This window comes from Pararhizobium sp. A13, from assembly GCF_040126305.1.
Taxonomy (GTDB): Bacteria; Pseudomonadota; Alphaproteobacteria; order Rhizobiales; family Rhizobiaceae; genus Pararhizobium.
This window is the reverse complement of the sequence record NZ_CP149510.1, coordinates 2,041,953-2,064,917: the sequence shown is the minus strand read 5'-3', so window position 1 is coordinate 2,064,917 and position 22,965 is coordinate 2,041,953. Positions and strand designations below refer to the sequence as shown.

Annotated in this window: 28 protein-coding genes and 1 pseudogene; 12 read left to right on the top strand and 17 right to left on the bottom strand. The window is 61.2% G+C overall.

Annotation, left to right across the window (positions count from 1 at the left end; all coding sequences use genetic code 11):
- Positions 1 to 73: 73 nt before the first annotated feature.
- Together WI754_RS09965 and WI754_RS09960 are read right to left on the bottom strand one after the other, a co-directional pair.
- Positions 74 to 847, bottom strand: a complete 774-nt coding sequence (locus WI754_RS09965; protein ID WP_349437558.1) for a hypothetical protein — start codon at positions 845 to 847, stop codon at positions 74 to 76.
- A gap of 77 nt (positions 848 to 924) precedes the next feature.
- Positions 925 to 1,473 (bottom strand): LemA family protein, encoded by a 549-nt coding sequence (locus WI754_RS09960; RefSeq protein ID WP_349437557.1) that lies wholly within the window; start codon positions 1,471 to 1,473, stop codon positions 925 to 927.
- A 204-nt stretch (positions 1,474 to 1,677) separates the two neighbouring features.
- Between WI754_RS09960 and WI754_RS09955 the strand changes: the two genes are divergently transcribed.
- Entirely contained in the window at positions 1,678 to 1,875 is a 198-nt protein-coding gene (locus WI754_RS09955) for a hypothetical protein (RefSeq protein ID WP_349437556.1), read from the top strand.
- A gap of 101 nt (positions 1,876 to 1,976) precedes the next feature.
- Here the strand turns inward: WI754_RS09955 and WI754_RS09950 are convergent, their stop codons facing one another.
- Complete coding sequence (locus tag WI754_RS09950; RefSeq protein ID WP_349437555.1) at positions 1,977 to 2,126, bottom strand: hypothetical protein; 150 nt, start codon at positions 2,124 to 2,126, stop codon at positions 1,977 to 1,979.
- Between the two features lie 177 nt (positions 2,127 to 2,303).
- Between WI754_RS09950 and WI754_RS09945 the strand changes: the two genes are divergently transcribed.
- On the top strand, positions 2,304 to 2,435 hold the full coding sequence (locus tag WI754_RS09945; protein ID WP_349437554.1) for a hypothetical protein: 132 nt from the start codon (positions 2,304 to 2,306) through the stop codon (positions 2,433 to 2,435).
- A gap of 113 nt (positions 2,436 to 2,548) precedes the next feature.
- Here WI754_RS09945 and WI754_RS09940 read toward each other — a convergent pair whose 3' ends face one another.
- On the bottom strand, positions 2,549 to 3,511 hold the full coding sequence (locus WI754_RS09940; RefSeq protein ID WP_349437553.1) for a glycine--tRNA ligase subunit alpha: 963 nt from the start codon (positions 3,509 to 3,511) through the stop codon (positions 2,549 to 2,551).
- Between WI754_RS09940 and WI754_RS09935 the strand changes: the two genes are divergently transcribed.
- The gene (locus WI754_RS09935) at positions 3,510 to 3,767 is read left to right on the top strand and encodes a hypothetical protein (RefSeq protein WP_349437552.1); all 258 of its coding nucleotides are present in this window, start codon (positions 3,510 to 3,512) and stop codon (positions 3,765 to 3,767) included. The two genes, WI754_RS09940 and WI754_RS09935, sit on opposite strands and share 2 nt — an antisense overlap.
- A gap of 2 nt (positions 3,768 to 3,769) precedes the next feature.
- Here WI754_RS09935 and WI754_RS09930 read toward each other — a convergent pair whose 3' ends face one another.
- From WI754_RS09930 to WI754_RS09915, 4 genes are all read right to left on the bottom strand, one after another.
- The gene (locus WI754_RS09930) at positions 3,770 to 3,958 is read right to left on the bottom strand and encodes a hypothetical protein (RefSeq protein WP_349437551.1); all 189 of its coding nucleotides are present in this window, start codon (positions 3,956 to 3,958) and stop codon (positions 3,770 to 3,772) included.
- Between the two features lie 28 nt (positions 3,959 to 3,986).
- The gene (locus WI754_RS09925; protein ID WP_349437550.1) at positions 3,987 to 4,853 is read right to left on the bottom strand and encodes a S49 family peptidase; all 867 of its coding nucleotides are present in this window, start codon (positions 4,851 to 4,853) and stop codon (positions 3,987 to 3,989) included.
- A gap of 85 nt (positions 4,854 to 4,938) precedes the next feature.
- Positions 4,939 to 5,709, bottom strand: coding sequence for a tRNA1(Val) (adenine(37)-N6)-methyltransferase (locus WI754_RS09920; protein WP_349437549.1), 771 nt, complete (start codon positions 5,707 to 5,709; stop codon positions 4,939 to 4,941).
- 227 nt (positions 5,710 to 5,936) lie between these two features.
- Entirely contained in the window at positions 5,937 to 6,161 is a 225-nt protein-coding gene (locus tag WI754_RS09915) for a DUF2007 domain-containing protein (RefSeq protein WP_349437548.1), read from the bottom strand.
- 109 nt (positions 6,162 to 6,270) lie between these two features.
- On the opposite strand from WI754_RS09915, the gene WI754_RS09910 reads away from it, so the two are divergent.
- The 6 genes and pseudogenes from WI754_RS09910 to WI754_RS09885 all read left to right on the top strand — a co-directional run bounded on the left by WI754_RS09910 (position 6,271) and on the right by WI754_RS09885 (position 11,970).
- On the top strand, positions 6,271 to 7,287 hold the full coding sequence (locus WI754_RS09910) for a polyprenyl synthetase family protein (RefSeq protein ID WP_349437547.1): 1,017 nt from the start codon (positions 6,271 to 6,273) through the stop codon (positions 7,285 to 7,287).
- Positions 7,288 to 7,556: 269 nt separating this feature from the next.
- Positions 7,557 to 9,376 (top strand): annotated as a pseudogene (locus WI754_RS09905) (tetratricopeptide repeat protein).
- Positions 9,377 to 9,388: 12 nt separating this feature from the next.
- Positions 9,389 to 10,318 (top strand): 4-(cytidine 5'-diphospho)-2-C-methyl-D-erythritol kinase, encoded by a 930-nt coding sequence (locus WI754_RS09900; protein ID WP_349437546.1) that lies wholly within the window; start codon positions 9,389 to 9,391, stop codon positions 10,316 to 10,318.
- Positions 10,305 to 10,847 carry a molybdenum cofactor biosynthesis protein B gene (moaB, locus tag WI754_RS09895; protein WP_349437544.1) on the top strand — a complete coding sequence of 181 codons (543 nt, stop codon included), beginning with the start codon at positions 10,305 to 10,307 and terminating at the stop codon, positions 10,845 to 10,847. The genes WI754_RS09900 and moaB overlap by 14 nt, the downstream gene beginning before the upstream one ends.
- A 366-nt stretch (positions 10,848 to 11,213) precedes the next feature.
- On the top strand, positions 11,214 to 11,558 hold the full coding sequence (locus WI754_RS09890) for a metalloregulator ArsR/SmtB family transcription factor (protein WP_349437543.1): 345 nt from the start codon (positions 11,214 to 11,216) through the stop codon (positions 11,556 to 11,558).
- Positions 11,551 to 11,970: an SRPBCC family protein gene (locus tag WI754_RS09885; protein ID WP_349437542.1), complete on the top strand. Its 420-nt coding sequence runs from the start codon at positions 11,551 to 11,553 to the stop codon at positions 11,968 to 11,970. Before WI754_RS09890 ends, WI754_RS09885 begins: the two co-directional genes overlap by 8 nt.
- A gap of 20 nt (positions 11,971 to 11,990) precedes the next feature.
- Here WI754_RS09885 and WI754_RS09880 read toward each other — a convergent pair whose 3' ends face one another.
- Positions 11,991 to 12,527, bottom strand: a complete 537-nt coding sequence (locus WI754_RS09880; protein ID WP_349437541.1) for a glycosyl transferase — start codon at positions 12,525 to 12,527, stop codon at positions 11,991 to 11,993.
- Between the two features lie 239 nt (positions 12,528 to 12,766).
- Between WI754_RS09880 and WI754_RS09875 the strand changes: the two genes are divergently transcribed.
- The 3 genes from WI754_RS09875 (at position 12,767) to WI754_RS09865 (ending at position 15,207) form a co-directional block, all read left to right on the top strand.
- Positions 12,767 to 13,924 carry a PA0069 family radical SAM protein gene (locus WI754_RS09875; RefSeq protein ID WP_349437540.1) on the top strand — a complete coding sequence of 386 codons (1,158 nt, stop codon included), beginning with the start codon at positions 12,767 to 12,769 and terminating at the stop codon, positions 13,922 to 13,924.
- Between the two features lie 149 nt (positions 13,925 to 14,073).
- Positions 14,074 to 14,757 carry a ribonuclease HII gene (locus tag WI754_RS09870; protein ID WP_349437539.1) on the top strand — a complete coding sequence of 228 codons (684 nt, stop codon included), beginning with the start codon at positions 14,074 to 14,076 and terminating at the stop codon, positions 14,755 to 14,757.
- A gap of 156 nt (positions 14,758 to 14,913) precedes the next feature.
- Complete coding sequence (locus WI754_RS09865) at positions 14,914 to 15,207, top strand: hypothetical protein (RefSeq protein ID WP_349437784.1); 294 nt, start codon at positions 14,914 to 14,916, stop codon at positions 15,205 to 15,207.
- Between the two features lie 103 nt (positions 15,208 to 15,310).
- Here the strand turns inward: WI754_RS09865 and WI754_RS09860 are convergent, their stop codons facing one another.
- The 8 genes from WI754_RS09860 to WI754_RS09825 form a co-directional block, all read right to left on the bottom strand.
- Positions 15,311 to 15,796, bottom strand: a complete 486-nt coding sequence (locus WI754_RS09860; protein ID WP_349437783.1) for a F0F1 ATP synthase subunit B — start codon at positions 15,794 to 15,796, stop codon at positions 15,311 to 15,313.
- A 16-nt stretch (positions 15,797 to 15,812) separates the two neighbouring features.
- The gene (locus tag WI754_RS09855; protein WP_349437538.1) at positions 15,813 to 16,421 is read right to left on the bottom strand and encodes a F0F1 ATP synthase subunit B; all 609 of its coding nucleotides are present in this window, start codon (positions 16,419 to 16,421) and stop codon (positions 15,813 to 15,815) included.
- Positions 16,422 to 16,493: 72 nt separating this feature from the next.
- Entirely contained in the window at positions 16,494 to 16,721 is a 228-nt protein-coding gene (locus WI754_RS09850) for a F0F1 ATP synthase subunit C (protein ID WP_018330055.1), read from the bottom strand.
- A gap of 82 nt (positions 16,722 to 16,803) precedes the next feature.
- A complete protein-coding gene (locus WI754_RS09845; RefSeq protein WP_349437537.1) occupies positions 16,804 to 17,565 on the bottom strand; it encodes a F0F1 ATP synthase subunit A in 762 nt (253 codons plus the stop codon).
- 62 nt (positions 17,566 to 17,627) lie between these two features.
- Positions 17,628 to 17,993 carry an AtpZ/AtpI family protein gene (locus WI754_RS09840; RefSeq protein WP_349437536.1) on the bottom strand — a complete coding sequence of 122 codons (366 nt, stop codon included), beginning with the start codon at positions 17,991 to 17,993 and terminating at the stop codon, positions 17,628 to 17,630.
- A 293-nt stretch (positions 17,994 to 18,286) separates the two neighbouring features.
- Entirely contained in the window at positions 18,287 to 19,399 is a 1,113-nt protein-coding gene (locus tag WI754_RS09835; RefSeq protein ID WP_349437782.1) for a cell wall hydrolase, read from the bottom strand.
- 325 nt (positions 19,400 to 19,724) lie between these two features.
- Complete coding sequence (locus tag WI754_RS09830) at positions 19,725 to 21,626, bottom strand: potassium transporter Kup (RefSeq protein ID WP_349437535.1); 1,902 nt, start codon at positions 21,624 to 21,626, stop codon at positions 19,725 to 19,727.
- A gap of 17 nt (positions 21,627 to 21,643) precedes the next feature.
- Positions 21,644 to 22,621 carry a magnesium transporter CorA family protein gene (locus tag WI754_RS09825; protein ID WP_349437534.1) on the bottom strand — a complete coding sequence of 326 codons (978 nt, stop codon included), beginning with the start codon at positions 22,619 to 22,621 and terminating at the stop codon, positions 21,644 to 21,646.
- Positions 22,622 to 22,965: the final 344 nt, after the last annotated feature.

Sequence of the window (22,965 nt, the reverse complement as noted above, 5' to 3'; positions counted from 1 at the left end):
GCGCAGTTTTCGCAAATGCCGAAACCCTGTCAGGTCGATGTCTCCCAGCAACCCGCCCAGATCGCATACTCCTTCAATGCGTCGTCTGGGATTGAACCTCCGCGAGCACCTTCATCGCATGTTCAACGATCCATCGGTCGGCGGATGCGCCATGGAGTGCGGCAATCATCCTCTCGGTAACCGAAACGCTGGCGACCCAGGCTCTCATAAAGTGTAATGTCGCCTCATTGGCATAGCTCCAAAAGGCCTGACCCGCCGCGTCGACGGCGTGCAGAAAACCAGCCGCATCGTGGACAAATTGTGCAATCTGCAATCTGGCATTGTCATTGTGATCGGCGGTGGAATTTGCAAGCCAGTCATCGAGAACTTCGGCGAGTGGAAGGTCAAGGATAGCCATTCCGCATAGCCATCCCTGCACATCGGCTTCGCCTACATGCCCCTGTGTTGCCTTAGCAAAGGCTTCCCTAAACACTGCTTCAACCGCCGCCTGTTCTTCAATCGGCCATTCACGCCAGCGCCCCTGCTTCAGACGAAGCGCGATTACCTCCGCGCCCAGCCCCGGCTGTCCCGTTGGTTGGATGGCCAGCTCAAAAATGCGCGGAAGGAAATGTTTGTAGTCTTCGACATCTCCAACCGTCGTGAGGGCATAGCCCGCATACGGTCCAAGCTGCTTGGCGGTCAATTCACGCAATGGCGCTGAAGTCAGTGACTTCAACAGCGCTGCTGGGTTGCGAAACGGCGAGGCGGTAAATGCCAACGGCTGGGGATAAGGCAAAAATGCCTTGTAGCAAGCATCGAAGGCACATTGCAGACGGTTAACGGGCATACGGTCACTGGGATGGATCACGGCATCTCAACTTCGATCAAGGTTCGGCACGGCAGCGTCGCGTTCGTTTAAGCGTTAGCGACGCAGTTTGACTTGCTTCAAAATTTCACGACCGGCACGGCGCGATCGGCTTCGTTGGTGATCTCGAAAAAGGCGGCCTTGGCGAAGCCGAAGGGGCCGGCGATGAGATTCGAGGGAAAACTCTCGACCTTGACGTTCAGGTCGCGGGCCGCGCCATTGTAGTAGCGGCGCGCCATCTGCACTTCGCTTTCGATCTCCTCCAGCGACTGCTGCAGTTCGGAGAAATTCTGGTTGGCCTTGAGGTCCGGATAGGCTTCCGCCAGCGCAAAGAGCTTGCCAAGCGCCTGGCCGAGCATGCCTTCCGCGGCAGCCCTCCCGGCGACGTCGCCCGCGGGCACGGCCTGCGCCTTGCTTCGAAGCTCGACGATCTCCTGCAGCGTGCCCTTTTCATGGGCGGCATAGCCCTTGACGGTCTCTATCAGATTGGGGATCAGATCGGCGCGGCGCTTCAGTTGCACGTCGATGCCGGACCACGCCTCCTCCTTCACCTGTCGCGCCTTGACCAGGCCGTTATAGATGAAAATCAGGTACAGGATCACGACCGCAGCGATGGCGAGACCGATCATCGAGGTTTCCTTCCGCTAGACGAGTTTTCCGCAACTTAAGCATCGGCCGCCGCCGTTGGAAGACAATTTTCCGCTGCCATCTCTTCGCCCGCCTTTTCACATTGCGAACGCGCCTTCCCTGTTCCGCCGGGAACCGCGCTGCGGCGCCGTTTGGTCGATAGTCAATCCATCAGATCAATGCCGAACCCGCAAAGAAACGGCCCCATGAAAACGCTCGCAACCCTCATCAACGTGATCGCCTTCTCGGCCTTGTTCTTCGCCTATGCGAGCGGCGCTTCCGTGGAAAAGCCGGCCGGCGTCCGCCGCGCCCTGCAGACCTATGCCGGCCAGCTTCCGACAGGCGCCTATCCGACCCTGAAGCCGGTCTGGCAGATCGGCGTCGATGCCAGCGATCTGGTCTGAACTCCCTGCGCACCCCAAATTCCGACCACAGAAAAACGGGCCGCACTTCGCGCTATCAAAGCGACGTTGACGGCCCGCTTGCGTGCAGACGCAGCCGACGATCAAATGTCCAGGCTGCGATAGAGCCCCATATCGGCCTTGATACCGAGAGCGGCCATCGCGTGCTGGCGATCGATGCCCGCCTGGCGGTCGAACGCGGCAAGGGCTGAAACGACGTTCTCGATCACCTCGGGTGACAGATAAGCCGGCAAACGATCTAGTTATAACTCGCGATTGCGGCCGGCCGGCTAAAGCGTATTCTTATTCCATATTATCCGCGTGCACGGCCAATTGTGGCCATGATTCAGGCCATAGTGGCCGACCCGAAACCTTACGGCGCACGCAGGGCAAAGCGTCGCCAAGCCATTAGTGAAGTGCGAATTTGAAAAATGACCATAATCTCCATGATCACCCTCTCGGCACTCATTCTCATCGGTCTGAGCCATATTGCGGCCAGTCGGACGCAGGAACGGCGGCAGAAGAGCCTCGTGCCTGTGCGCATCCACACGGGCAGGCGCTGAACACAACTGAGGCTGCCGTCAGCCCGCCTTTGCCTGGTTCAGACCGCCGGGGCCAGCCGATTTCGACTTGCTTCCCGCGCCGCCTCGGCCGGGCCTGGTGTTGAGGCTGCCGCTTAAGCAGCCTCTTTTGCGAGGTTCACGCCGCCCGCATCCGTCAGTAGAAAGGCCTCGCCGCAGGCCTTGGCGAGCGTGCGCACGCGCAGGATATAGCTCTGGCGTTCGGTCACTGAGATCACGCCGCGGGCGTCGAGGAGGTTGAAGACGTGGCTCGCCTTGATGCACTGGTCATAGGCCGGGAACACGCATTTGTGCAGCATGGCGTTGGCGCCGGTATCGGGCGCGCCGGCGGCGAGAAGGGCCAGGCACTCCTTTTCGGCATCGACGAAATGCTGTTGCAGCATGGCGGTGTTGGCATATTCGAAATTGTGGCGTGAATATTCCTGCTCGGCCTGCAGGAAAACGTCGCCATAGCTGATCTTCTCGTCGCCTTCGCGGCCGTTGAAGTTGAGGTCATAGACGTTGTCGACGCCCTGCACATACATCGCAAGGCGTTCGAGGCCGTAGGTGAGCTCGCCCGAGACAGGTGAGCATTCGATGCCGCAGACTTGCTGGAAATAGGTGAACTGCGAAACCTCCATGCCGTCGCACCAGCACTCCCAGCCCAACCCCCAGGCGCCGAGCGTCGGGCTTTCCCAGTCATCTTCGACGAAGCGGATGTCGTGCAGCAAAGGGTCCAGCCCGATCGCCGCGAGCGAGCCGAGATAAAGCTCCTGCAGGTTCGACGGATTGGGCTTCAGCAATACCTGATACTGGTAATAATGCTGCAGGCGGTTCGGGTTTTCGCCGTAGCGCCCGTCGGTCGGACGGCGCGAGGGCTGCACATAGGCGGCCCGCCAAGGCTTGGGGCCGAGCGCCCGCAGCGTCGTTGCCGGATGGAAGGTGCCGGCGCCGACTTCCATGTCGTAGGGCTGCAGAACCGCGCATCCCTTGTCCGCCCAGTAATTGTGCAGCGTCAGGATCAGCGCCTGAAAGGAGCGCTTGGGGTTCATATGGTCCGGCAGGGCGGCGGTGGTCATGGCGTCAGTCCAGGTTGAAATGTGCTGGTCGTCTGGTGCCATGGCGGGCGGAAGGGGTCAAGGGGCGACGAAACGCCGGCGCAAAAGGATAGTCGTCGATGATGCCTATATTCCCGCCGTCAAGAATGCAATTCCAGCTGGCGAAAAAGGTGTCGTCTGCTTCACGGTGGACGAGCGCGATCAAAGTGTCTTCGTCATCTGCGTGACCTATGCCGGCGCCAATTGGGCGGCGCGGATCAAAGAGCGCAATGAATAACGTCACTCCGGCTTCTTCAGCCGGTATTCTCCCGTTACCGGGTCCTTGACCAGCGTGCCTTGCGTCCCTGTTTCCTGCTGGCGGCGGACTTCCTGCTGGCGGCGGGCGAGTTTTTCGGCGTCGGCCACGAACTTGCGATAGCCGATCCAGGCGATGGCTGCAAACAGCAGCAGAAGAATGATTTGCGGCATTCGCTTCTCCCCCGTTTTCCTCAGGCGATCAAAGGCCGAAGCGGCCCCATAATGCTCTTTCTTCTGCCACCTCTGCAAGGCCGGAAACGGTGGATGCCGCGAAGCGCTCGGCTATTGCGCCCGCCAGCGACGCGCCGGGCTGCCGCCTGCCGAACAGGCCGCGCGACGCGGAGACGAGCTGCAGCTGGGTTTTCTCGCCGAAACGCTTCTTCAACTCGCCGCGCATGTCGCCGAGACTATCGACAAGGCCGAGCTCCTGGCCGCGCTTTCCGGTCCAGAACAGGCCGGAGAAGATATCCGGTGTATCGGCAAGCAGATGGCCGCGCCGCGCCTTGACCATGCCGATGAAGACATCGTGAATTTCGAGCTGCAGGCCCTTCAGATATTCGATGTCTTGTTCCTTTTCCGGCTGGAACGGATCGAGCATCGCCTTGTTGGTGCCGGCGGTATAGACGCGCCGCTCGACGCCGATTTTCTTCAGGAGCTCCGGAAAGCCGAAGCCGCCGGAGACGACGCCGATGGAGCCAACGATCGAGGTCGGGTCAGCGATGATCTCATCGCCGGCCAGCGCGATCATATAGCCGCCGGACGCCGCGACATCCTCTACGAAGATGATGACGCGCTTCTTCTTTTCTTCGGCGAGATCACGGATGCGCTGATAGATCAGCCGCGACTGCACCGGCGATCCGCCCGGCGAATTGAGCGAGATGGCGACGGCCGGGACACCCTTCATCGAAAAGGCCTTGTCCAGCACCGGAGCAACCGAGGCGAGGTTGAGCAGCGGGCGAAACTGGCTGCCACCTGCCATGATCGCGCCGTGCAGCCTGACGACCGGGATCGTCACACCCTCATTGCGAAAACGCCTCGGCAGCAGCTTCCTGAACAGTCCGGCCATCTCAACTCCCTGCATTTCATTCTTTGGTTTTGCGTGATGGCATGTATGCATTGACGAGCCAAACGCAATGGCGCTGCCGTGAAAATCATCGCCGGCGGCGATAGGCGGCGCGGCCATTGTTCAGATCGTCCACGAATGCGGAGAATTTGTGCGTATCCTCTTCGTGCATGATCAGCGGAGCCCGCAGCGCCAGGCGGGCGCGGCTTTGCTTGATCGCCGTCACGAGGATGCGCACCGCGTTTTCGCCTGTTCGCGGATGCAAGGCGGTGATTTCGATGCCGCCGAAACGGCGACCGCAGGCGGAAACAATCTTGGCGATCGATTCCGGCCGGGCGATCAGTGACAGTTGTCCGCCGGGCTTCATGATCGCGCCGGCGGTGCGGATCCAGATGTCGAACAGCCCGTCGGTCATCGCGTGTGCCTCGGCCTTCAGGACGTCGGGGGTCTTGCGGTCGGAGGCATCGTTGAAGGGCGGGTTCATGATGACGTGGTCGAAAGTGTCGTCGGCGAGACCTGCAGCGACCCGCACCCGACCGGTGAGCGCGACATCGGCTTCAAGCACGGACACACGGGAACTGAACCGCTCGTTCTGCGCCAGCGCGAGGCTCTTGCGAGCGAAATCCGCCATCAGCGGCGACCGTTCGACCAGCAGGACCTCGGCATTCTCCAGCCGCGAGGCAACCGCCATGCCTGCGGCCCCGGCGCCGGCGCCGAGATCGGCAACCCGGCACGGCTTGTCCGAGGCAACCAGCGAGGCGAGCAGCATCGCGTCCATGCCGGACCGGTGCCCCTGCCCCAGCGGCTGGATCACATGGAATTGACCGCGATGGAAGCTGTCGGTGGTCTGGGTTTTCATGCGTGTGGCATCCCGGCACATTTGCGTGTGTGGCGGGCATACCCCCCTCCGTCAGCTTTGCTGACATCTCCCCCACAAGGGAGGAGATCATTCGTTTCCCTTATGCGGCCTCGACGGAAGGACCATATAAGGCGTGAACGAGCCTCTCGGCCAATCTCCCCGCTTGTGGGGGAGATGTCCCGGAGGGACAGGGGGGGGTAGGCCAGCCAAGGGCAATGCATGAGCCGTCAAACCTCCCGCAATTCCGCAGCCAACCCCGCGTCAATCAGAATCTGGCGGGCCTCGTCGGCTTCCTCATCGGCCACCAGAAAACGGCGGGGCAAGAGGCCGAGCGAGCCTTCGAGGATGCTCATGCCCTGGTCGGCGATGAAACAGCCGATACCTGCTTCCTTCATCAGGCTTTCGGCGAAAGAAAGCACGACGGCGTCGTTGGTGCGGATCAATTCCTTCATTCCGGATCGTTTTCCTGCCTAATTTGAAGAAGCGGGACAATTCGCCTCTTGCCGCCACAAGCCCCCCTTTCTATTGTCCGAACTGGAATTTGAACAGGAGTCCCTTGTGTTGGGCGTAGTGATACCGCTGGAAGACAGCAAAAACAAACAGGCATCCGTGAAGCCGCTCGTCGACCTGACGAAGGCGGACATGGAACGCGTCAACCAGTTGATCCTGTCCAAGGCCGGTTCCGACGTCCAGATGATCCCGGAGGTGGCGAACCATCTGATTTCATCCGGCGGCAAGCGCCTGCGGCCGATGCTGACGCTCGCTTCCGCCTCGATGTTCGGTTTTACCGGCGATGCCCATGTGAAGCTCGCGACCTCAGTCGAATTCATGCACACGGCCACCCTGCTGCACGACGACGTCGTCGATGAAAGCGACCTTCGGCGCGGCAAATCGACGGCGCGGATGATCTGGGGCAACCAGGCAAGCGTTCTCGTCGGCGACTTCCTGCTCGGCCAGGCGTTCCGCATGATGGTCGATGTCGGCTCGCTGGACGCGCTCGATGTGCTTTCGACGGCAGCCTCGGTGATCGCCGAGGGCGAGGTGCTGCAGCTTTCGGTCGCCAAGAACATGGAGACGACCGAGGACGACTATCTCTCGGTCATCCGCGCCAAGACGGCGGCGCTGTTTGCCGCTGCCGCCGAAGTCGGCCCGATCGTCGCCAGGACCGACAAGGCGAGCCGCAATGCGCTGAAATCCTATGGCATGAATCTCGGCCTCGCCTTCCAGCTGGTCGATGACGTGCTCGACTACGGTGGCAAGGCCGCCGATCTCGGCAAGAATGTCGGCGACGATTTCCGCGAGGGCAAGATCACCCTTCCGGTGATCCTCTCCTATCGCCGCGGCACCTCCGACGAACGCAGCTTCTGGCGCGAGGCGATCGAGGGCGGCAAGAGCGACGACCAGAACCTGGAAAAAGCGCTTGGCCTGATCACCCGTTACGGCGGCTTGAGCGACACGATCGCACGGGCGCAGCACTACGGCACGATCGCCCGCGATGCGCTGGCGCCTCTGCCGCAATCACCCTGGAAAGCAGCGCTTCTCGAGGTGATCGATTTCTGCATCGAGCGGGTGAGCTGATCCGGCGGTCAACTGATGTGCCGGAGCCTCAGAGGAAATTCTTGCCGCACCGCGCCAAAAAAGCCATTCTGTGCGTTCATGATGGCATCGTTGCCGCGTCGCTGGTGCAACCGAGGGCGGTAAATTTTGACGGCAACATGTCGAATTGCGTTTGCCCCGCGTTCAAACCGATTCCGGTTTGCCGGGTAATACGCTAATGATTTTGGGACTGATTCCGCGCGAATCCGGCGTCGGCGCCAAGGGGCGCCGCCCGTAACGAAAGGCTTGTCATGCGGCAAAAACACCTTCTTCGCCTGCTCAGCGGCGCAGCGTTCCTGGCCCTGGCGTCGTTTTGCGGCGCTTCCCAGAGCTTTGCCGAGGAAAAGGCCGCGGTGGAGGAAAGCAAGCCCTTCGATGTGGATTCGGTCAACAGCTTTTCGGGCTCTTTCCTCGCCGCCCGGACCGCCGATGTCGATCACGACCCGATACGGCGACCAAGCTCTACCGGACAGCGCTCGAATTCGAGCCGGACAACGTCGAGGTCAAGCAGCGCCTGATGATCACGAGCTTGATGAACGGCGACTTCGATGAAGGCGTGAAGATCGCCGAAGAGCTGAAGTCCGACAGTTCCGTCGAGCGCATCACCACGATCGCCCGCTCGGTCGAGGCGATCCGCAAGCGCGAATACCGCCATGCGCAGAAAATCCTGAACTATGATGGCCCGAACGATCTCGACCGGCTGATGAATGGCCTGCTGCTGGGCTGGGCGAAGGCCGGAGAAGGCAAGCCGAAGGAGGCGATCGCCAGCATCGACGCCATGGAAGGCCCGGAATGGTTCAAGATCTTCAAATCCTACCATGAAGGTGCCATCGCGCTTGCCGCGGGCGACCAATCCACGGCCCGTTCGAAGCTGAACGACGCCGTTCTCGACCGCGAAGGCGGCAGCGCCGCCCCGGATACCTTCATGCGCGCTGTGGTCGCGCTGGCGAAACTCGAAGCGCGCGACGGCAACAAGCGCAAGGCGCTCGACGCCATTTCGGTCGGCGAGGGTTTCATCAGCAACTATGCCCCGCTGAAGGCGCTGCGCAAGAGCATCGAAGAGGGCAAGCCGCAGGAACAACAGGTGCGCAGCGCGGCCCAGGGTGCCGCTGCCGTGCTTTTCTCGATCGGCGCAGCCCTCAACCGCGACGGCGCCGAAGACATCGTCTCGCTCTATCTGCAGACAGCCCGCGCGGTGGACCCGGAAAGCGCCGATATCCTCGTCATGCTCGGCGGCATTGCCGAAAACCTGAAGCAGCCGGAACGGGCAATCGCGCTCTACCGGAGCGTGCCGGAAAATTCGCCGATGCGGCGACTTTCCGAGATGCAACTGGGCTTGAGCCTTGCATCGATCGGCAAGGTGGACGAAGCCAAGAAGCACCTGAAGGCGCTGATCGATCTCGATCCGAAAGACGTTCGCAGCTACATCGCCTATGGCAGCGTGCTGTCCGATGCCAAGGATTACAAGGAGATGGGGCTGGTTTACGACCGCGCGGTGGAGGCGATCGGGCCGGTGCCGCAGCGGGGAGACTGGACGATCTTCTTCCAGCGCGGCATCGCCTATGAACGCCAGAAAATCTGGGACAAGGCCGAGCCGAGCTTCAAGAAGGCGCTGGAACTCAATCCCGACCAGCCGCAGGTCCTGAACTATCTCGGCTATTCCTGGGTCGACATGAACATCAATCTCGAGGAAGGCCTCGGGATGATCCGCAAGGCCGTCGATCTGAAGCCGGATGACGGCTACATCGTCGATTCGCTCGGCTGGGCCTATTACCGGATGAACCGGTTCGATGATGCCGTGGTCGAACTCGAGCGTGCCGCCGAGCTGATGGCCGGCGATGCGACCATCAACGATCATCTCGGCGATGCCTACTGGCGCGTCGGGCGCAAGCTCGAAGCCGTGTTCCAGTGGAACCAGGCGCTGGCGCTGAAGCCTGAAGAGGCGGAGGTCCCGAAGATCAAGGCGAAGATCGAAAACGGTCTGCCGCCGGTCGATGCCAAGGTTCCGGCAGCGGCGGAAACCCTGCCCGAGAAGGTTGCACCGGACGTGGCGACGGGCAAGAAATCCTGACCGCGCCTTGCGATGGCAAATGAAGGCGGCATACCGGGCTTCGCGCTGACGCGCCTTGCGCCTGCCAAGATCAATCTGGCCCTGCATGTCGTCGGCCAGAGGCCGGACGGCTATCATCTGCTCGAAAGCCTCGTGACGTTCGCCGACGCGGGAGACCGCATCGGCTTCTCCCATTCGACGGAAGATCGTTTCACCGTTTCCGGTTCGTTTTCCACCGATCTGCCACTGACGGGTGAAGGCGCGTCCGGCAATCTGGTGCTTCGGGCGCGTGACCTCTTGCGGGCGCATCTAGTTGAAAGAGGCATCGCGGCCGGGTCGGTTCATCTTCATCTCGAAAAGAACCTGCCCGTCGCCTCCGGCATCGGCGGCGGCTCGGCGGATGCCGCAGCGACGCTTCTCGGTTTGTTGGAGCTGTGGGGCGCCTCTGCGGATCCCAGCAGCTTGCGCGACATGGCGCTGAACCTCGGCGCGGACGTGCCGATGTGTCTGGAAGGCCGGCCGCTCATCGCCAGCGGCATCGGCGAAGAGCTTGAGCCTATACCCCTTCCGCGCTTTCATATGCTTCTCGTCAATCCGCGCGGCGCGGTATCGACGCCGGTGATTTTCCGGATGCTGACGAACAAGACCAATCCATCGCTTGCGATGGCCCACAGAGCGGTTGCCGCGAGCGACTGGATCAAGGCTTTGAAAGGCATGCGCAACGACCTCGAGCCGCCTGCCCGGCTTTTGGAGCCGGCGATCGGCGCGGTGGCGGATGCGCTGTTGAAGACGGGAGCGGTTTTCGTTCGGATGTCTGGCTCGGGCGCCACCTGCTTCGGGCTGTTTACGACCGCTGCAGAAAGAGACGTCGCTGCCGCCGTTCTTTCAACGCAAAAGCCGAACTGGTACGTTCTTGCCTGCAACAGCGTCAGCGGAGATGGAGACGATCATGGCTGGCATTGACGAGACAAGACCCTTCGTTCCCCTCGGCATCGCGGTCCTGACAGTCTCCGATACCCGGACGCGTGCCGACGACCGCTCCGGTGACACGCTCGCTGCCCGCATTGCCGATGCCGGTCACCGGCTCGAGGCCCGCGCCATCGTGCCGGACGACAAGGCGCGGATTGCCGCCCAGGTCAAGGCATGGACGCTGGACGATGCGATCGACGTGGTGATCACCACGGGCGGCACGGGCTTTACCGGACGCGATGTGACGCCGGAGGCGGTGGAACCGTTGTTCGAAAAGCGCATGGATGGTTTTTCCGAGGTCTTCCACCGCATCTCCTACGACAAGATCGGCACGTCCACCATCCAGTCTCGCGCAACCGGCGGAGTCGCCAACGCCACCTTCATCTTCGTGCTGCCGGGATCACCCGGCGCCTGCCGCGACGCCTGGGACGGCATCCTGAAACAGCAGCTCGACTACCGGCACATGCCCTGCAATTTCGTCGAGATCATGCCGAGGCTCGACGAGCACCTGAAGCGCGGCTGACGCCTCTCCCTGTGACCTCTGTCCTCCCTGTTCCATCCGGAACAGCGCCTGCCCGCGCGCCGGTATAAAACTCTCCTCATCAGCAACGCGGGGTGAGGAAACCGCAGATGACACCGAGACGTATCGACCGATCCACTCCCGCTGCGCCCAAGCTTTAGCAGCCGAATACTGCGGGAAGTATACGACGGCGCGGCTTCGGCCGCTCGGCAAGACCTTTTCAGCCATTCATTTTCATCACGTCCGGGCAGGCCTGAAAGGGCCTGCCCTTTTTGTTGTTTCCAGGGTTAGGACTCAGAGGATGATGGTCGCTGGTACTCATTCATTCATATAGTTGACTGATGACGTGCCATATGATAATTCATCCATATGGTTGAACGATCAGACTCTGACCAGCTGACCCTGATCCTCAAGGCCGCAAGCGACGTCACGCGCCGTGCGATACTGACGCATCTCGCACAAGAAGGCCCCGCGCGTGTGACCGATATTGCCGCCCGCTTCGATATGAGCCTGAACGCCGTGTCGAAGCACATCATGGTCCTCGAAAAGGCCGGGCTCGTCAGCCGCCGCACCCAGTGGCGAGAACACCTGATCGAAGTGCAGATGGCGCCGCTGGCGGAGATCGACCAGTGGTTCTCGGGACTGCGGTCGATCTGGGACCTCCGCCTCGAAACCCTTGGAACACTGCTGACAAAGGAGCCGGACAATGACTGACCTTAGCCTCACCTGCCGCCGCACCATCAAAGCCAACCCGAAGCAGATCTACAACGCCTGGCTCGATCCGGCGATGATGACCCGTTTCATGTCACCGCGCCCGGACATGCATGTCGCCGAGGCCCGCTCGGACGCGCGCGAGGGCGGGCGGTTCTTCGTGCTGATGGTGGGTGACAAGGAATATCCGCATGAAGGCACCTACAACGAACTCACCCCGTTCTCGCGGATCGTCTTTACCTGGGAGGCGCCCTGGTCAGCCCCTGATACGCAGGTCGAACTGGTGCTGACCCCCGTCGCGGACGGCACGGAAGTGGTGCTGACCCACGTGAAGTTCATGTCCGAGGAAAGCCGTGACAATCACGAAAAGGGGTGGAATGGCATCCTGGGTAAACTCGACGCCCTTCTGTCGTGAGGGCGGCAGTGGCCCGACCCCTAGCAATCGTCAGCGCCGGGACGATTGCCGATCGCGACCCAGGCAGGCACGAGTTCGCTGCCGAGGCGGCGCACCGCCCTGCCGGTTGCGAAATCGCTGAGCCGCATGCCGGATTTTGCGATCGCCGTCGCCTGCTGCCGCGACAAGAGGAAACCGAGCTCGAGCGGCGCCAGGCGGGTCACGACGCGCTTCAGGAACGGCCGGCGATGCAGCCGCGAGGGCGAAAACCGCGCCGGTGTCTTGCTAAGGGACATATATTCCGCCACGTCATCGATCCAGCGGCCTGCCGGTCTTGCACCCGCCTCCAGCAGCAGCAGCCAGTCCCCCCGCGCGGAGCGAACGATGTCCTTCATATCCCAGCTCGTGCAGAAACGCGCGCCTGCGGCATCGGCGACACGGCTGGAACCGTCCCGCGAGCCGTGATCGAGGATGATCACGTCGCTCACCAAGCCTTCCACGGCGCCTGAGACCAGCGCCGACAGCGTCTGCGCCAGTTCGGCTTCGTTGTTGCGGGTTTCGATGATGATCGTCAGCATTGCCGTCCATACCGCATCGCACCGGCAATTTCCATAAAGCCTTCGTTTCCGGGCAATTAACTTTTCATTCATGATGAATCCGCGCGCAAACGAAGGCGGAATTGCTCATCCGCCTCGGACCTGCAACGCGCCGGCGACGCCGTTCCGCCATTTTGTTCTTGTCTTGTTCTCGTTTTTGGGTTAGGAAAATAATCAGAGGATAACGGATCGTCCGCAAGGACAGTCCCCGGAGAACCCCCATGAACGAGCTGTCTGAGATCAGGCAGGGCGCCCTTGCGCCCGCCAACACGGCAGATATGGCCGAAGCGATGATCGCCGGTTCCGGCCTGCGGATCGAGATTGACCGCAGGCGCGGCCGGGGAGCCGCCCTCAATACGTCAGGACGTTTCGAACCAACCTCCCGGGTACTTGAAGATGACGGCTGGGACTCGCTGGAGGATCTTCCGGCTCTCCAGACCGATGTTCAAATCGAAAAGCCGCGCTCGATCATCAGCCGCAACGATTCGCCCGACCTCCCTTTTGATCGCTCGGTCAATCCTTATCGGGGCTGCGAACATGGCTGCATCTATTGCTTCGCCCGGCCGACGCACGCCTATATGGGCCTGTCGCCGGGGCTCGATTTCGAAACGAAACTCTACGCCAAGCCGGGTGCGGCAAAGCTGCTTGAACGCGAACTGGCAAAACCCGGCTACAAGGTGCGGCCGATCGCAATCGGCACCAACACCGATCCCTACCAGCCGATCGAGAAGGAATGGCGGATCATGCGCCAGGTCCTCGAAGTGCTGAAGGCGTGCGACCATCCGGTGATGATCGTCACCAAATCGGCGATGGTCATGCGCGACATCGATCTTCTCGCACCGATGGCGGAGAAGGGTCTGGCCAAGGTCGGCCTATCCGTGACGACGCTCGACCTCAAGCTCGCCCGCCTGATGGAACCGCGCGCTTCGACGCCAACGAAGCGCCTCGCCGCAATCAAGGCGTTGACGGAAGCCGGCATACCGGCAACGGTGATGATGGCGCCGGTCATTCCAGCGCTCAACGACCATGAGATCGAGCGGGTGCTGGATTCAGGCAAAACCGCCGGTGCCACCCATGCCAGCTACGTGCTTCTGCGCCTGCCGTTGGAGGTGAGCCCGTTGTTTCGCGACTGGCTGCTCCGCAACTATCCAGACCGCTACCGTCACGTCATGTCGCTGGTGCGCTCGATGCGCGGCGGCAAGGATTATGATGCCGAGTTCGGCAAGCGCATGAAGGGCGCCGGACCCTATGCCTGGCAGATCGGCCGGCGCTTCGAACTGGCGGCCAAGCGGCTCGAACTGAACGTGGCGAAGCGCCCGCTCAACTGCGACCTGTTCGTTCCGCCGCTCGGCACCGGCGTTCAACTGTCGCTGCTCTGATGGCGTCTTGATGTTTCGTCCGGGCCTCTTACCGGATATCGAATACCGATCCTGTTTCTTGCCCCGAGGCTCGATCGGTCCATCCTCCGGCAGCCGCCTCACTGCCGGAGGACTTGCAGGGAATCGGGCTTGTGTGCGAGTTTCGCCGCATGTCACGAAGTACACCGCCCGATTCCCCCTTTCTCTTCGAAACCATCGAAGGCCCCGATTTCAGCTTTGAGACCGGCGCGCGGCGCGATGGTCTCTGGCCGGTGGCCGGAACGGACGAAGCCGGGCGCGGACCGCTTGCTGGCCCCGTGGTCGCGGCTGCCGTGATCCTCGATCCGGACAGCATTCCGTTGGGGCTGAACGACAGCAAGAAGCTTTCGGGCGCGCGGCGCGAGGAACTGTTCGACATCATCCTTTCCTCGGCCATCGTCTCGATCGCCTCTTCGGCGGCGGGCAGGATCGACGGCACGGATATCCGCAAGGCGAGCCTCGATGCCATGCGCCGGGCGGTGCTCGGGCTGTCGTCTCGCCCTGCCCTGGTGCTCGCCGACGGACGTGACGTGCCGCCGGGGCTTCCCTGCCAGGGCAAGGCCGTCGTCAAGGGCGATGCGCGATCGCTTTCGATCGCCGCCGCCTCGATCGTCGCCAAAGTGGCGCGCGACCGGATGATGACCCGGGCCGACGTCGTCTTCCCTGCCTATGGCTTTGCCACGCATGCCGGCTATGCCACGGCGAGGCACCGCAATGCCATCGACAGCCACGGCCCCTGCCCTCTGCACCGCATGAGCTTCCGTCCCCTGCGGCAGGACGGTGAAGACGCGCCGGACGATGACTTTGCCGCCTGATGTTGCGGATTTTAGACACCCCTCATAAATCGCTGCGGAAAACTCTCGGCAACGCGTTTCCGCTGTAACAAGCCGACGGTCTGCTGCGTTATAGAGTCGATGCTTCTGGCTCGCGAATCACTTGGAAGGATCGGGATCTTGATCTTTGGCCTGATTATGTTGGCAATCACTGCTGCGACGGATGCGTCGGCAGCCCCGCCGCCGACCGCAGATGCCCTCCAAGCCGACCTACAGACAGCCTACGCCTGCAAGGAAATCGATGGCCGCAGGGTCTGGAAGGGCGGGCTGGCCTATTACATCCAGTCCTATGTCTATGACGGTCAATCGACGGATGACGCAACGGACGTTGCCACGGACGCAGTCCTGCCAGCTGACAATGAGCCGGAAACGATACGGGAGTTTGAGGAAGCCTGCCTCACGCTTGCGCCTGTGACAATCAAAGGCAACTGAAGCAATCGCCGCCCTTTCATCTGCGCGCCGATCCTCCTCCCCCACCGAAAACAAAAAAGGCCGGCGCGAGCCGACCTTCTTCCATTCTTTATGAAGCAACCGCTTAGTTGAGGCGGGTCTTCACGTCGCCGACCGCCTTGGCGAATAGTGCGGCCTGCGTCGCGGCATCCGACTTCGCGGTGATGACGCTTTCAGCAGCGGCAATGGCGATGTCGACGGCGGTCGCGCGGACCGAGTTGATGGCGTCGGTTTCGGCCTGCTTGATCTTCTGTTCCGACAATGCCGTGCGACGAGCGACGAATTCCTCGGTCTTCTGCTTGGCTTCGGCGGTCAGCATTTCGGCCTCGCGCTCGGCTGCGGCAACGATGTTGGCAGCTTCCGCTTCGGCGTCCTTGCGCTTGCTCTGGTATTCGGCGAGCAGCGACTGGGCTTCGGCGCGCAGGCGCTTGGCTTCGGCGAGTTCGTTGGTGATGCGAGCCGCGCGGTCGTCGAGCGACTTCGCCATCATGCCCGGAACCTTGAGGTAGACGACGAGCGCGAGGAAAAGCACCAGTCCGACAAAGGCCCAGAATGTGGCCAGTGAGGTCATATCCATGATGCTCTCCTTACTTCGCCGATGCCTTGACCGCGGATGCGATCTCGGCCTTCGTTACCTTGCCGCCGATCAGCTGCTCGACGACGGCGCTTGCCGTTTCCTCAGCGATCGAACCGACGTCGGCCAGCGCCTTCGCCTTGATATCGGCGATGCGGGCTTCCGCGGCGGAAATCTTGTCGTTCAGGCTGGTCTCGACCGCGGTGCGATCGGCAGCAGCCTTTGCCTTGGCGGCTTCGCGGGCGGTCGAGGCAATCACGTTGCCCTTGGCCTTGGCCGTTGCCAGTTCCTGCTCGTAGGCGGCAACTGCAGCGTCTGCCTCGGCCTTCGAGCGAGCGGCGTCATCGAGATCGCGGGCGATCGTATCGTGGCGCGTTTCGAGAATGCTGCCGATGCGCGGCATGACGACCTTCGACATCAGAAGGTAGAAAAGACCGAAGCTGATCGCCAGCCAGAGAAGCTGCGATGCGAATGTCGAAGAATCGAAGGGCGGGAACACTCCCGAGCCATGTCCGCCTTCATGGGCTACACCAGTCTCGGTGTGGACCTCGCCGGCAGCGGCGTCGTGGGTCTCTGCGCCTTCGGTGGTGGTTGACTGGGCGTAGGCCGCGGTCACAAACATGCTCACCTCCAGGTGCATTCAGAAAAGATGCGGGCCGCGGCTTAAAACCGCGGCCCTGCCTTCAAGCCGGTCTTAGACGGCGAAAAGGAGCAGCAGCGCTACGAGCAGCGAGAAGATGCCCAGAGCTTCCGTAACGGCGAAGCCGAATACGAGGCGGCCGAACTGGCTGTCAGCAGCCGACGGGTTGCGCAGGGCGCCGGACAGGTAGCTGCCGAAGATGTTGCCGAGGCCGAGAGCCGTGCCGGCCATGCCGAGGCAAGCGAGACCTGCGCCGATGAACTTTGCTGCTTCCGCTTCCATGATTTTCTCCTTCGAAATGGTTGTTGCGGCTGTGTTTGGCACCTTCACCGATGAAACTCGGGAAAGCCCACGACTTTATTCCTTAGTGGCCACCCGGATGCACTGCGTCGTTGAGGTACATGCATGTCAGCACCGCAAAGACATAGGCCTGCAGGAAGGCGACGAGGAATTCGAGGCCCGTGAGGGCAACGGTCATGATGAGCGGCAGAACCGCACCGCCGATACCCAGCGCGCCGAGCGTTCCGAGCGAGGCGACGAAGCCTGCGAACACCTTCAGCGTGATGTGACCTGCCAGCATGTTCGCAAAGAGACGAACCGAAAGGCTGATCGGGCGGGAAAGGAAGGAGATGATTTCGATGGAAATCACGAGCGGCAAAAGAATGCCGGGTACGCCAGAGGGCACGAACACGTTGAGGAAGCCAAGGCCGTGCTTATAGAAACCGTAGACCAGAACCGTGCCGATGACGAAGATCGCAAGCGCAAAGGTCACGACGATCTGGCTGGTAATGGTGAAAAAGTAGGGAACCATGCCGAGCATGTTTGCCGTCAGGATGAACATGAACAGCGAGAACACCATCGGGAAGAATTTCATGCCGTGCGAGCCGGCGCCTTCGCGCAGCATGGAGGCGATGAATTCATAGGACAGTTCCGAGACGGACTGCAAGCGGCCCGGAACCAGGCTACGCGTCGACGTCGTGAAATAGAGGAAGCCGGTCGCAACGGCCAGCGTCGCCACCATGAACAGAGATGCGTTGGTGAAGGAGAAATCAATCCCGCCAATTTCGATCGGAACGATCTTGTTGACCACAAACTGGTGTACCGGATCTACCTTATCGCCTGCCACAGCCGCTCTCTCTCGTTCTGGACCGCCAACGTGGCGGACATCCCTGTCTTTGCGACAGTCGCTTACGCGCCGTCACTCTTGTTCTTGCCGCCCTTGCCCGGCTGATCCGCGGGATGGGGCGCTGCCACCATGCCCGCCGAACGCAGGACGTTCAGCACACCGGCACAGAAACCAAGGAGGAGAAGTATGATCATCCCCCACGGCCCTGTACCCGCAAAATGGTCCAAAAGATAGCCCAGAAGTGCGCCGACGATGATGGCCGCCACAAATTCGCTCGAAAGCTTCACGGCGACCTGATAGCCCTTGCGGTTCTCCGCCGCCCGCGCCTCGTCCGCGGCATACTTCGGATCTTCCTTGCGCTTCTCCGACAGTTCCGAACCGAGGCGTTTCAGCCGATCTTCCAGACCCTCTTTCCGGTTGTCCGTCATGTGGCACCCTCCTTTGTTTCCTCTCGCGGCGATAAACCACGAGCTTGGTCACACAAAGGCCGGATTTGAAGCCACGTTTCGGCCCGTTTTGAAGTCGGCCGCAACATAGTTTTAGGTGCCCTTATAGTCAAGGCACCAAAGGCCCTTGTTAGGCCACAATATTATCACATAAAAACAACTGCTTATACAATTTCCAGCAAGCCCGAGCGGGAATCATGCGGGAATCGCTTGCGAACTTCCCGAGAACCGCGAATGGCCGGCGTTTGACCGGCCATTGCCAATCCCGGGCGCCTTCAGCTCCATCCGCCGCCATAGGTGCGGTAGAAGATGTGCTTGCCGATCTTCGAGACCCGTTTCATCGTCGGCCCCCAGTCGGGCTTCACGTAGGTCGCGTGGTAATGCGTGGCGGAGCCGACCTCCGGAAGCCAGATCTTGCCGGCAGTGACCGCAAGGGCCACCTCCTTGGCGGTCTGCCAATGGGAGCGCGACCAGACGATATCGGGGATACGGTCGCAGGCAAACGAGAACTGGCAGCGATTGTACCAGCCCTTGTTCTGGTAAACGACCGCGCAGATCGTATCCGGATAGGCCGGGTTGCGAACACGGTTGAGAATGACCTGCGCCACGGCCGCCTGGCCCTTGACCGATTCGCCGCGGGATTCGAAATAGATGCCCGAGGTCAGGCATTTCTGCTCGGCTTCGGAAAACACACCTGCCGGCAGCGGGTTTGCCGCCCAGGCGTGGTCTTCCGGCGATATCTCGGGAATGAACCGACCGCCGGTCTTGTCCTCGCGCAGAATCGAATCGAACGGCGACTGGCGGGCATAGTCCGGCTCCGGCGGCGCATAGGCGGTCGCCAGCACGTCGGCCGCCTGGTTGGTCACCAGGCTCGCCAGCATCGGCGAAATGGCGGGATCCCGCTTCGACGCCTTCTTCTTGTAGAAGGCGGTGGCAATCTGGATTTCCTTGCCCTTGATGCTGGGCTTGGAAAACACCATGCGCTCCTCGCCGTCGAGGAGCGGCTCCGTCAGAGCACTGGTACGTTGCAGGATCGAGCCGGCGGTAAAATCCTTCGGCGGCGTTACCGGCGCCACGGCGACGATGCGGCCTTTCTTGTCCTTGCGGTTCACCCGCTCTTCGTCCGTGCGCGGATCGGCCTGCTTTTCTGCCGCCGTCAGCGACACCTGCCCGCCGCCCGGCATGTCGACCCCTGCCCCATCGGCGATTGCGCCCGTGGTGATCGGGTCGTTGAACACCATCTCCACCTCGTGCAGCGAGCCTGCCGGAGAGCGGGTCATATACATGCGCCAGCGTTCGCCGCCGCGATTGATGCCGGAGAGAAAGGTTGCGAGATCGGAATGGGCCGAGACTGACGGGAAGCCGACGAAAAGACCGATGCCGAGCATCAGGGGAGCAGTCCAGCGCGCAGGCGACAAACGCGGCTTGAAGGATACTCTACGCAGCAAACTCATACGCACCAACCGTACTCCACGCACTGGCAGACGCGGTTATCCATCCGGCAAAACGATCCGGAACGCATTTCCCCGCGGAAGTGAATCGGACAAGCGGTGACCCGGCGCTCAATGGCGCGTTCTCCGCTTCAACATGGTTCGACAATGAAGCATTAACCTTGATGCTTGGTTAATGACGGTCGCCGGGAATTGGGGACGCAACGGAAAACGCCTCCCGCAACCGTCCGGCCGCAGGAGGCGTTCGCATCGATGCAGTCGGTCAGATGATGACGTGCGAACCCAGTTCCACCACACGGTTGGTCGGCAGGCGGAAATAGTCGGAGGGATCGATCGCGGCGTTGGCGAGCGCAATGAACAGCCTGTCCTGCCAATGCGGCATGCCCGACTGCGCATCCGGCACCAGCTTGCGGCGTCCGAGGTAGAAAGAGGTCGACATGATGTCGAACTTCAGGCCGGTCTTGCGGAACAGGCCAAGCGCCTGCGAGACGTTCTGGGTTTCCATGTAGCCGAAGTGCATTTCCAGCAGGCTGAAGCGCTCGGAAATGCTGCTGGCCGAGACACGGTGGTCCTTCGGCACGATTGGCACATTGGCGGTGCGGATCGTCAGAATGAAGTTCTGCGCATGAAGCACATGGTTGTGCTTGATATTGTGCAGGAGCGCCGCCGGCGTCGATTCCGGATCGCTGGTCAGGAAGATGGCCGTTCCGGGAACGGAAACCGGTGCATGCTCGCTCTTGCGTTCGACAGATTTGACGAAGGACGACAGCGGAATGTCGGTATGCCGCGTCTTGTCGTGCAGGATCTTGGTGCCGCGTTTCCACGTCCACATGACGACCACGAAGGTAGCCGCGATCAGGATCGGAACATAGCCGCCGTCGTGTATTTTCAAAAGGTTCGCGCCAAGGAAGACCAATTCGAGCGCCAGAAGCGGCAACAGAACCAGGCAGGCGAGATAGAGCGGCCAATTCCAGCGCAGGCGAACGAATTCGAAGGCGAGCAGCGTCGTCACCACCATCGCCCCGGTGACAGAGACACCATAGGCGGTGGCGAGCGATTCCGACGAGCCGAACATGAAGACCAGCGTCATCACGCCAAACAGAAGCAACGTGTTGACGTTGGGAAGATAGATCTGGCCCGTCTGGGTCTCGGAGGTGTGGAAGATTGCCATGCGCGGCAGGAAACCGAGGTGGATCGCCTGCCGCGTCAGCGAGAATGCACCGGTGATGACCGCCTGGCTGGCAATGATGGTGGCCGCGGTGGCGAGAATGACGACCGGCAGTAGCGCCCATTCCGGAAACATCAGGAAGAACGGATCTGACATGGTTTCCGGATGTTTCAGCACAAGCGCGCCTTGCCCCAGATAATTGAGCGCAAGCGCCGGGAAGACCAGATAGATCCAGGCCACCTGGATCGGCTTGCGGCCGAAATGCCCAAGGTCGGCGTAGAGCGCTTCTGCGCCCGTCACCGTCAGGAACACGGCACCGAGGACGACGATGCCGACAAAACCGGCATGGAGCAGGAAGTAGACGGCGTAGTAAGGATTGAAGGCGGCCAGAATGCCGAAATCGTCGCGAATGTGATTGATGCCGGCGGCCGCCATGACGAGAAACCAGATCAGAGTGATCGGCCCGAAGAAGTTCGACACGGCTGCAGTGCCCTTCGACTGGACCGCGAAAAGTCCGAGCAGGATGACCACGGAGATCGGAACGACATAATCGGTCAGCGCCGGCGTGACGAGTTTCAGACCCTCCACAGCGGAAAGCACCGAAAGCGCCGGCGTGATCATCGCATCGCCGATAAAGAGAGCGGCACCGGCAATGCCCATGAAGAAAAGCCGCGAGGCATGGCCACTGGCCGCTTTCATCAGGAGTGCGAGGAGCGACAGCGTTCCGCCTTCACCCTGGTTGTCGGCGCGCAGCAGGAACAGAACGTATTTCAACGTCACGATGATCGTCAGGGTCCAGATCATCAGCGAGATCAGACCGATCACCTCGAAGCGGGTCACGCCGTCGGCCGCAACCGGACGCAAGGCTTCACGGAAGGCATAGAGCGGGCTTGTGCCGATATCGCCGTAGACAACGCCGACCGAACCGAGCGCGAGCAGCAGAAATTTGCGCAATTCCTTTTCGCGGCTTGCAGGTTGAGCTACCGAATGGGACATATGAGTATTTCCGGCTTTCAAAGCCAGCCTTTCCAGCGAAAGAAGTAGTAGGGGACAATTGCGGAAATCACCATGGCTATCACGGCCATGGGATAACCGAACGTCCATTGCAGTTCCGGCATGACATCGAAATTCATGCCATACAGCGAGGCAACCAGGGTCGGCGGCAGAAAGACCACGGCCGCGATCGAGAAAATCTTGATGATCGCATTCTGCTCGACGTTGATCAGCCCGAGAGAGGCATCGAGCAGGAAGGTGATATTTCCCGAGATGAACGAGGCGTGTTCCGACAGAGACTGGATATCACGCGAAATCGTCCGGCAGAGTTCCTTGGCGTCCCTGTTTTCCTGCACGGACGGAACCGTATAGAGAAATGTCAGAACGCGGGAGAGCGAGGCCAAACTGTCGCGCGTCTTTGCCACCAGCCGGTGATGCGACGCGACGTCTATCAACTTGGCTTCGAGATAATGTGGCGGGCGGCGTTTTCCGACGGGACGGTCGCCAAAAACCTGCAACGACAAGGCATCGATCTTGGCGACCGCGATCTCGAGGATCTCTGCCGTGCGGTCGGTGATGGTTTCGAAGAGGCGCGTCGCCAGGATCGTCCCTGTCGCGCAGCCGCCCGGGATGCGGTGCATCGCAGCCGTGAACAGATCGAACGCCTTCGGCTCTTCGTAACGGACCGTGATCAGCAGGCCCCGCGCCAGGACGAAGGCAACGTCCGTCAATTCCGGACGGCCGGAATCGGCCTTGCAGACGAGTGATGCGGTCATGAACACTGCGTCCTTTGCCGTGTAGAGACGGCTGGAGGGTTCGATGTCCTTCAAGTCTTCCCGTGTCGGCACCTCGATGCCGAGAAAACTTTCGACCAGAAAATCCTCCGCCTTGTCCGGGCGCAGCATATCAATCCAGACGATATCGGACGGCAAGGAAGCGGGGGGCTTCACCGCGCTGATCACGACGGCTTCGCCATTGTCACGATAGGCAGTGATCATTCCGCCGCCCTTGCATGCGCGCCATTGGCGCAATCGACCGCCGCTCCGTCACGCGAACAGGTGGAAATCAAGGCCGGGCTGTGGCGAACCGGACAAACCCGGCCGTATGACATCAAAGCTGCGCGCGGCAGATCCATATGGAAACTCTCGTCGTTTACGACAAAACCTCAAACGGTCATCACGGTCATGCGGAGCCCGACGGAGGGCAGCGCCGCTGGTACATCCTTGCGGATGCGGGGAGGCATATGGAACAAGGCACATTCAAAATCAATGGAGAAAGTGGCAAAGCGCCACAATGTCGCCCAAAGACTTAACGACGCTACTCGATCGATTGTCAAATGTCA

Coding starts and splice junctions, on each gene's coding strand:
- WI754_RS09955 (WP_349437556.1), top strand. CDS start 1,678: ATGAAAACGCTCGCAACCCTCATCAACGTGATCGCCTTCTCGGCCTTG.
- WI754_RS09940 (WP_349437553.1), bottom strand. CDS start 3,511: ATGACCACCGCCGCCCTGCCGGACCATATGAACCCCAAGCGCTCCTTT.
- WI754_RS09860 (WP_349437783.1), bottom strand. CDS start 15,796: ATGACCTCACTGGCCACATTCTGGGCCTTTGTCGGACTGGTGCTTTTC.
- WI754_RS09875 (WP_349437540.1), top strand. CDS start 12,767: ATGAACGAGCTGTCTGAGATCAGGCAGGGCGCCCTTGCGCCCGCCAAC.
- WI754_RS09850 (WP_018330055.1), bottom strand. CDS start 16,721: ATGGAAGCGGAAGCAGCAAAGTTCATCGGCGCAGGTCTCGCTTGCCTC.
- WI754_RS09825 (WP_349437534.1), bottom strand. CDS start 22,621: ATGATCACTGCCTATCGTGACAATGGCGAAGCCGTCGTGATCAGCGCG.
- WI754_RS09870 (WP_349437539.1), top strand. CDS start 14,074: ATGTCACGAAGTACACCGCCCGATTCCCCCTTTCTCTTCGAAACCATC.
- moaB (WP_349437544.1), top strand. CDS start 10,305: ATGGCTGGCATTGACGAGACAAGACCCTTCGTTCCCCTCGGCATCGCG.
- WI754_RS09885 (WP_349437542.1), top strand. CDS start 11,551: ATGACTGACCTTAGCCTCACCTGCCGCCGCACCATCAAAGCCAACCCG.
- WI754_RS09925 (WP_349437550.1), bottom strand. CDS start 4,853: ATGGCCGGACTGTTCAGGAAGCTGCTGCCGAGGCGTTTTCGCAATGAG.
- WI754_RS09935 (WP_349437552.1), top strand. CDS start 3,510: ATGGCGTCAGTCCAGGTTGAAATGTGCTGGTCGTCTGGTGCCATGGCG.
- WI754_RS09880 (WP_349437541.1), bottom strand. CDS start 12,527: ATGCTGACGATCATCATCGAAACCCGCAACAACGAAGCCGAACTGGCG.
- WI754_RS09840 (WP_349437536.1), bottom strand. CDS start 17,993: ATGACGGACAACCGGAAAGAGGGTCTGGAAGATCGGCTGAAACGCCTC.
- WI754_RS09855 (WP_349437538.1), bottom strand. CDS start 16,421: ATGTTTGTGACCGCGGCCTACGCCCAGTCAACCACCACCGAAGGCGCA.
- WI754_RS09920 (WP_349437549.1), bottom strand. CDS start 5,709: ATGAAAACCCAGACCACCGACAGCTTCCATCGCGGTCAATTCCATGTG.
- WI754_RS09915 (WP_349437548.1), bottom strand. CDS start 6,161: ATGAAGGAATTGATCCGCACCAACGACGCCGTCGTGCTTTCTTTCGCC.
- WI754_RS09900 (WP_349437546.1), top strand. CDS start 9,389: ATGGCAAATGAAGGCGGCATACCGGGCTTCGCGCTGACGCGCCTTGCG.
- WI754_RS09865 (WP_349437784.1), top strand. CDS start 14,914: ATGTTGGCAATCACTGCTGCGACGGATGCGTCGGCAGCCCCGCCGCCG.
- WI754_RS09830 (WP_349437535.1), bottom strand. CDS start 21,626: ATGTCCCATTCGGTAGCTCAACCTGCAAGCCGCGAAAAGGAATTGCGC.
- WI754_RS09835 (WP_349437782.1), bottom strand. CDS start 19,399: ATGCTCGGCATCGGTCTTTTCGTCGGCTTCCCGTCAGTCTCGGCCCAT.
- WI754_RS09890 (WP_349437543.1), top strand. CDS start 11,214: ATGGTTGAACGATCAGACTCTGACCAGCTGACCCTGATCCTCAAGGCC.
- WI754_RS09945 (WP_349437554.1), top strand. CDS start 2,304: ATGACCATAATCTCCATGATCACCCTCTCGGCACTCATTCTCATCGGT.
- WI754_RS09960 (WP_349437557.1), bottom strand. CDS start 1,473: ATGATCGGTCTCGCCATCGCTGCGGTCGTGATCCTGTACCTGATTTTC.
- WI754_RS09930 (WP_349437551.1), bottom strand. CDS start 3,958: ATGCCGCAAATCATTCTTCTGCTGCTGTTTGCAGCCATCGCCTGGATC.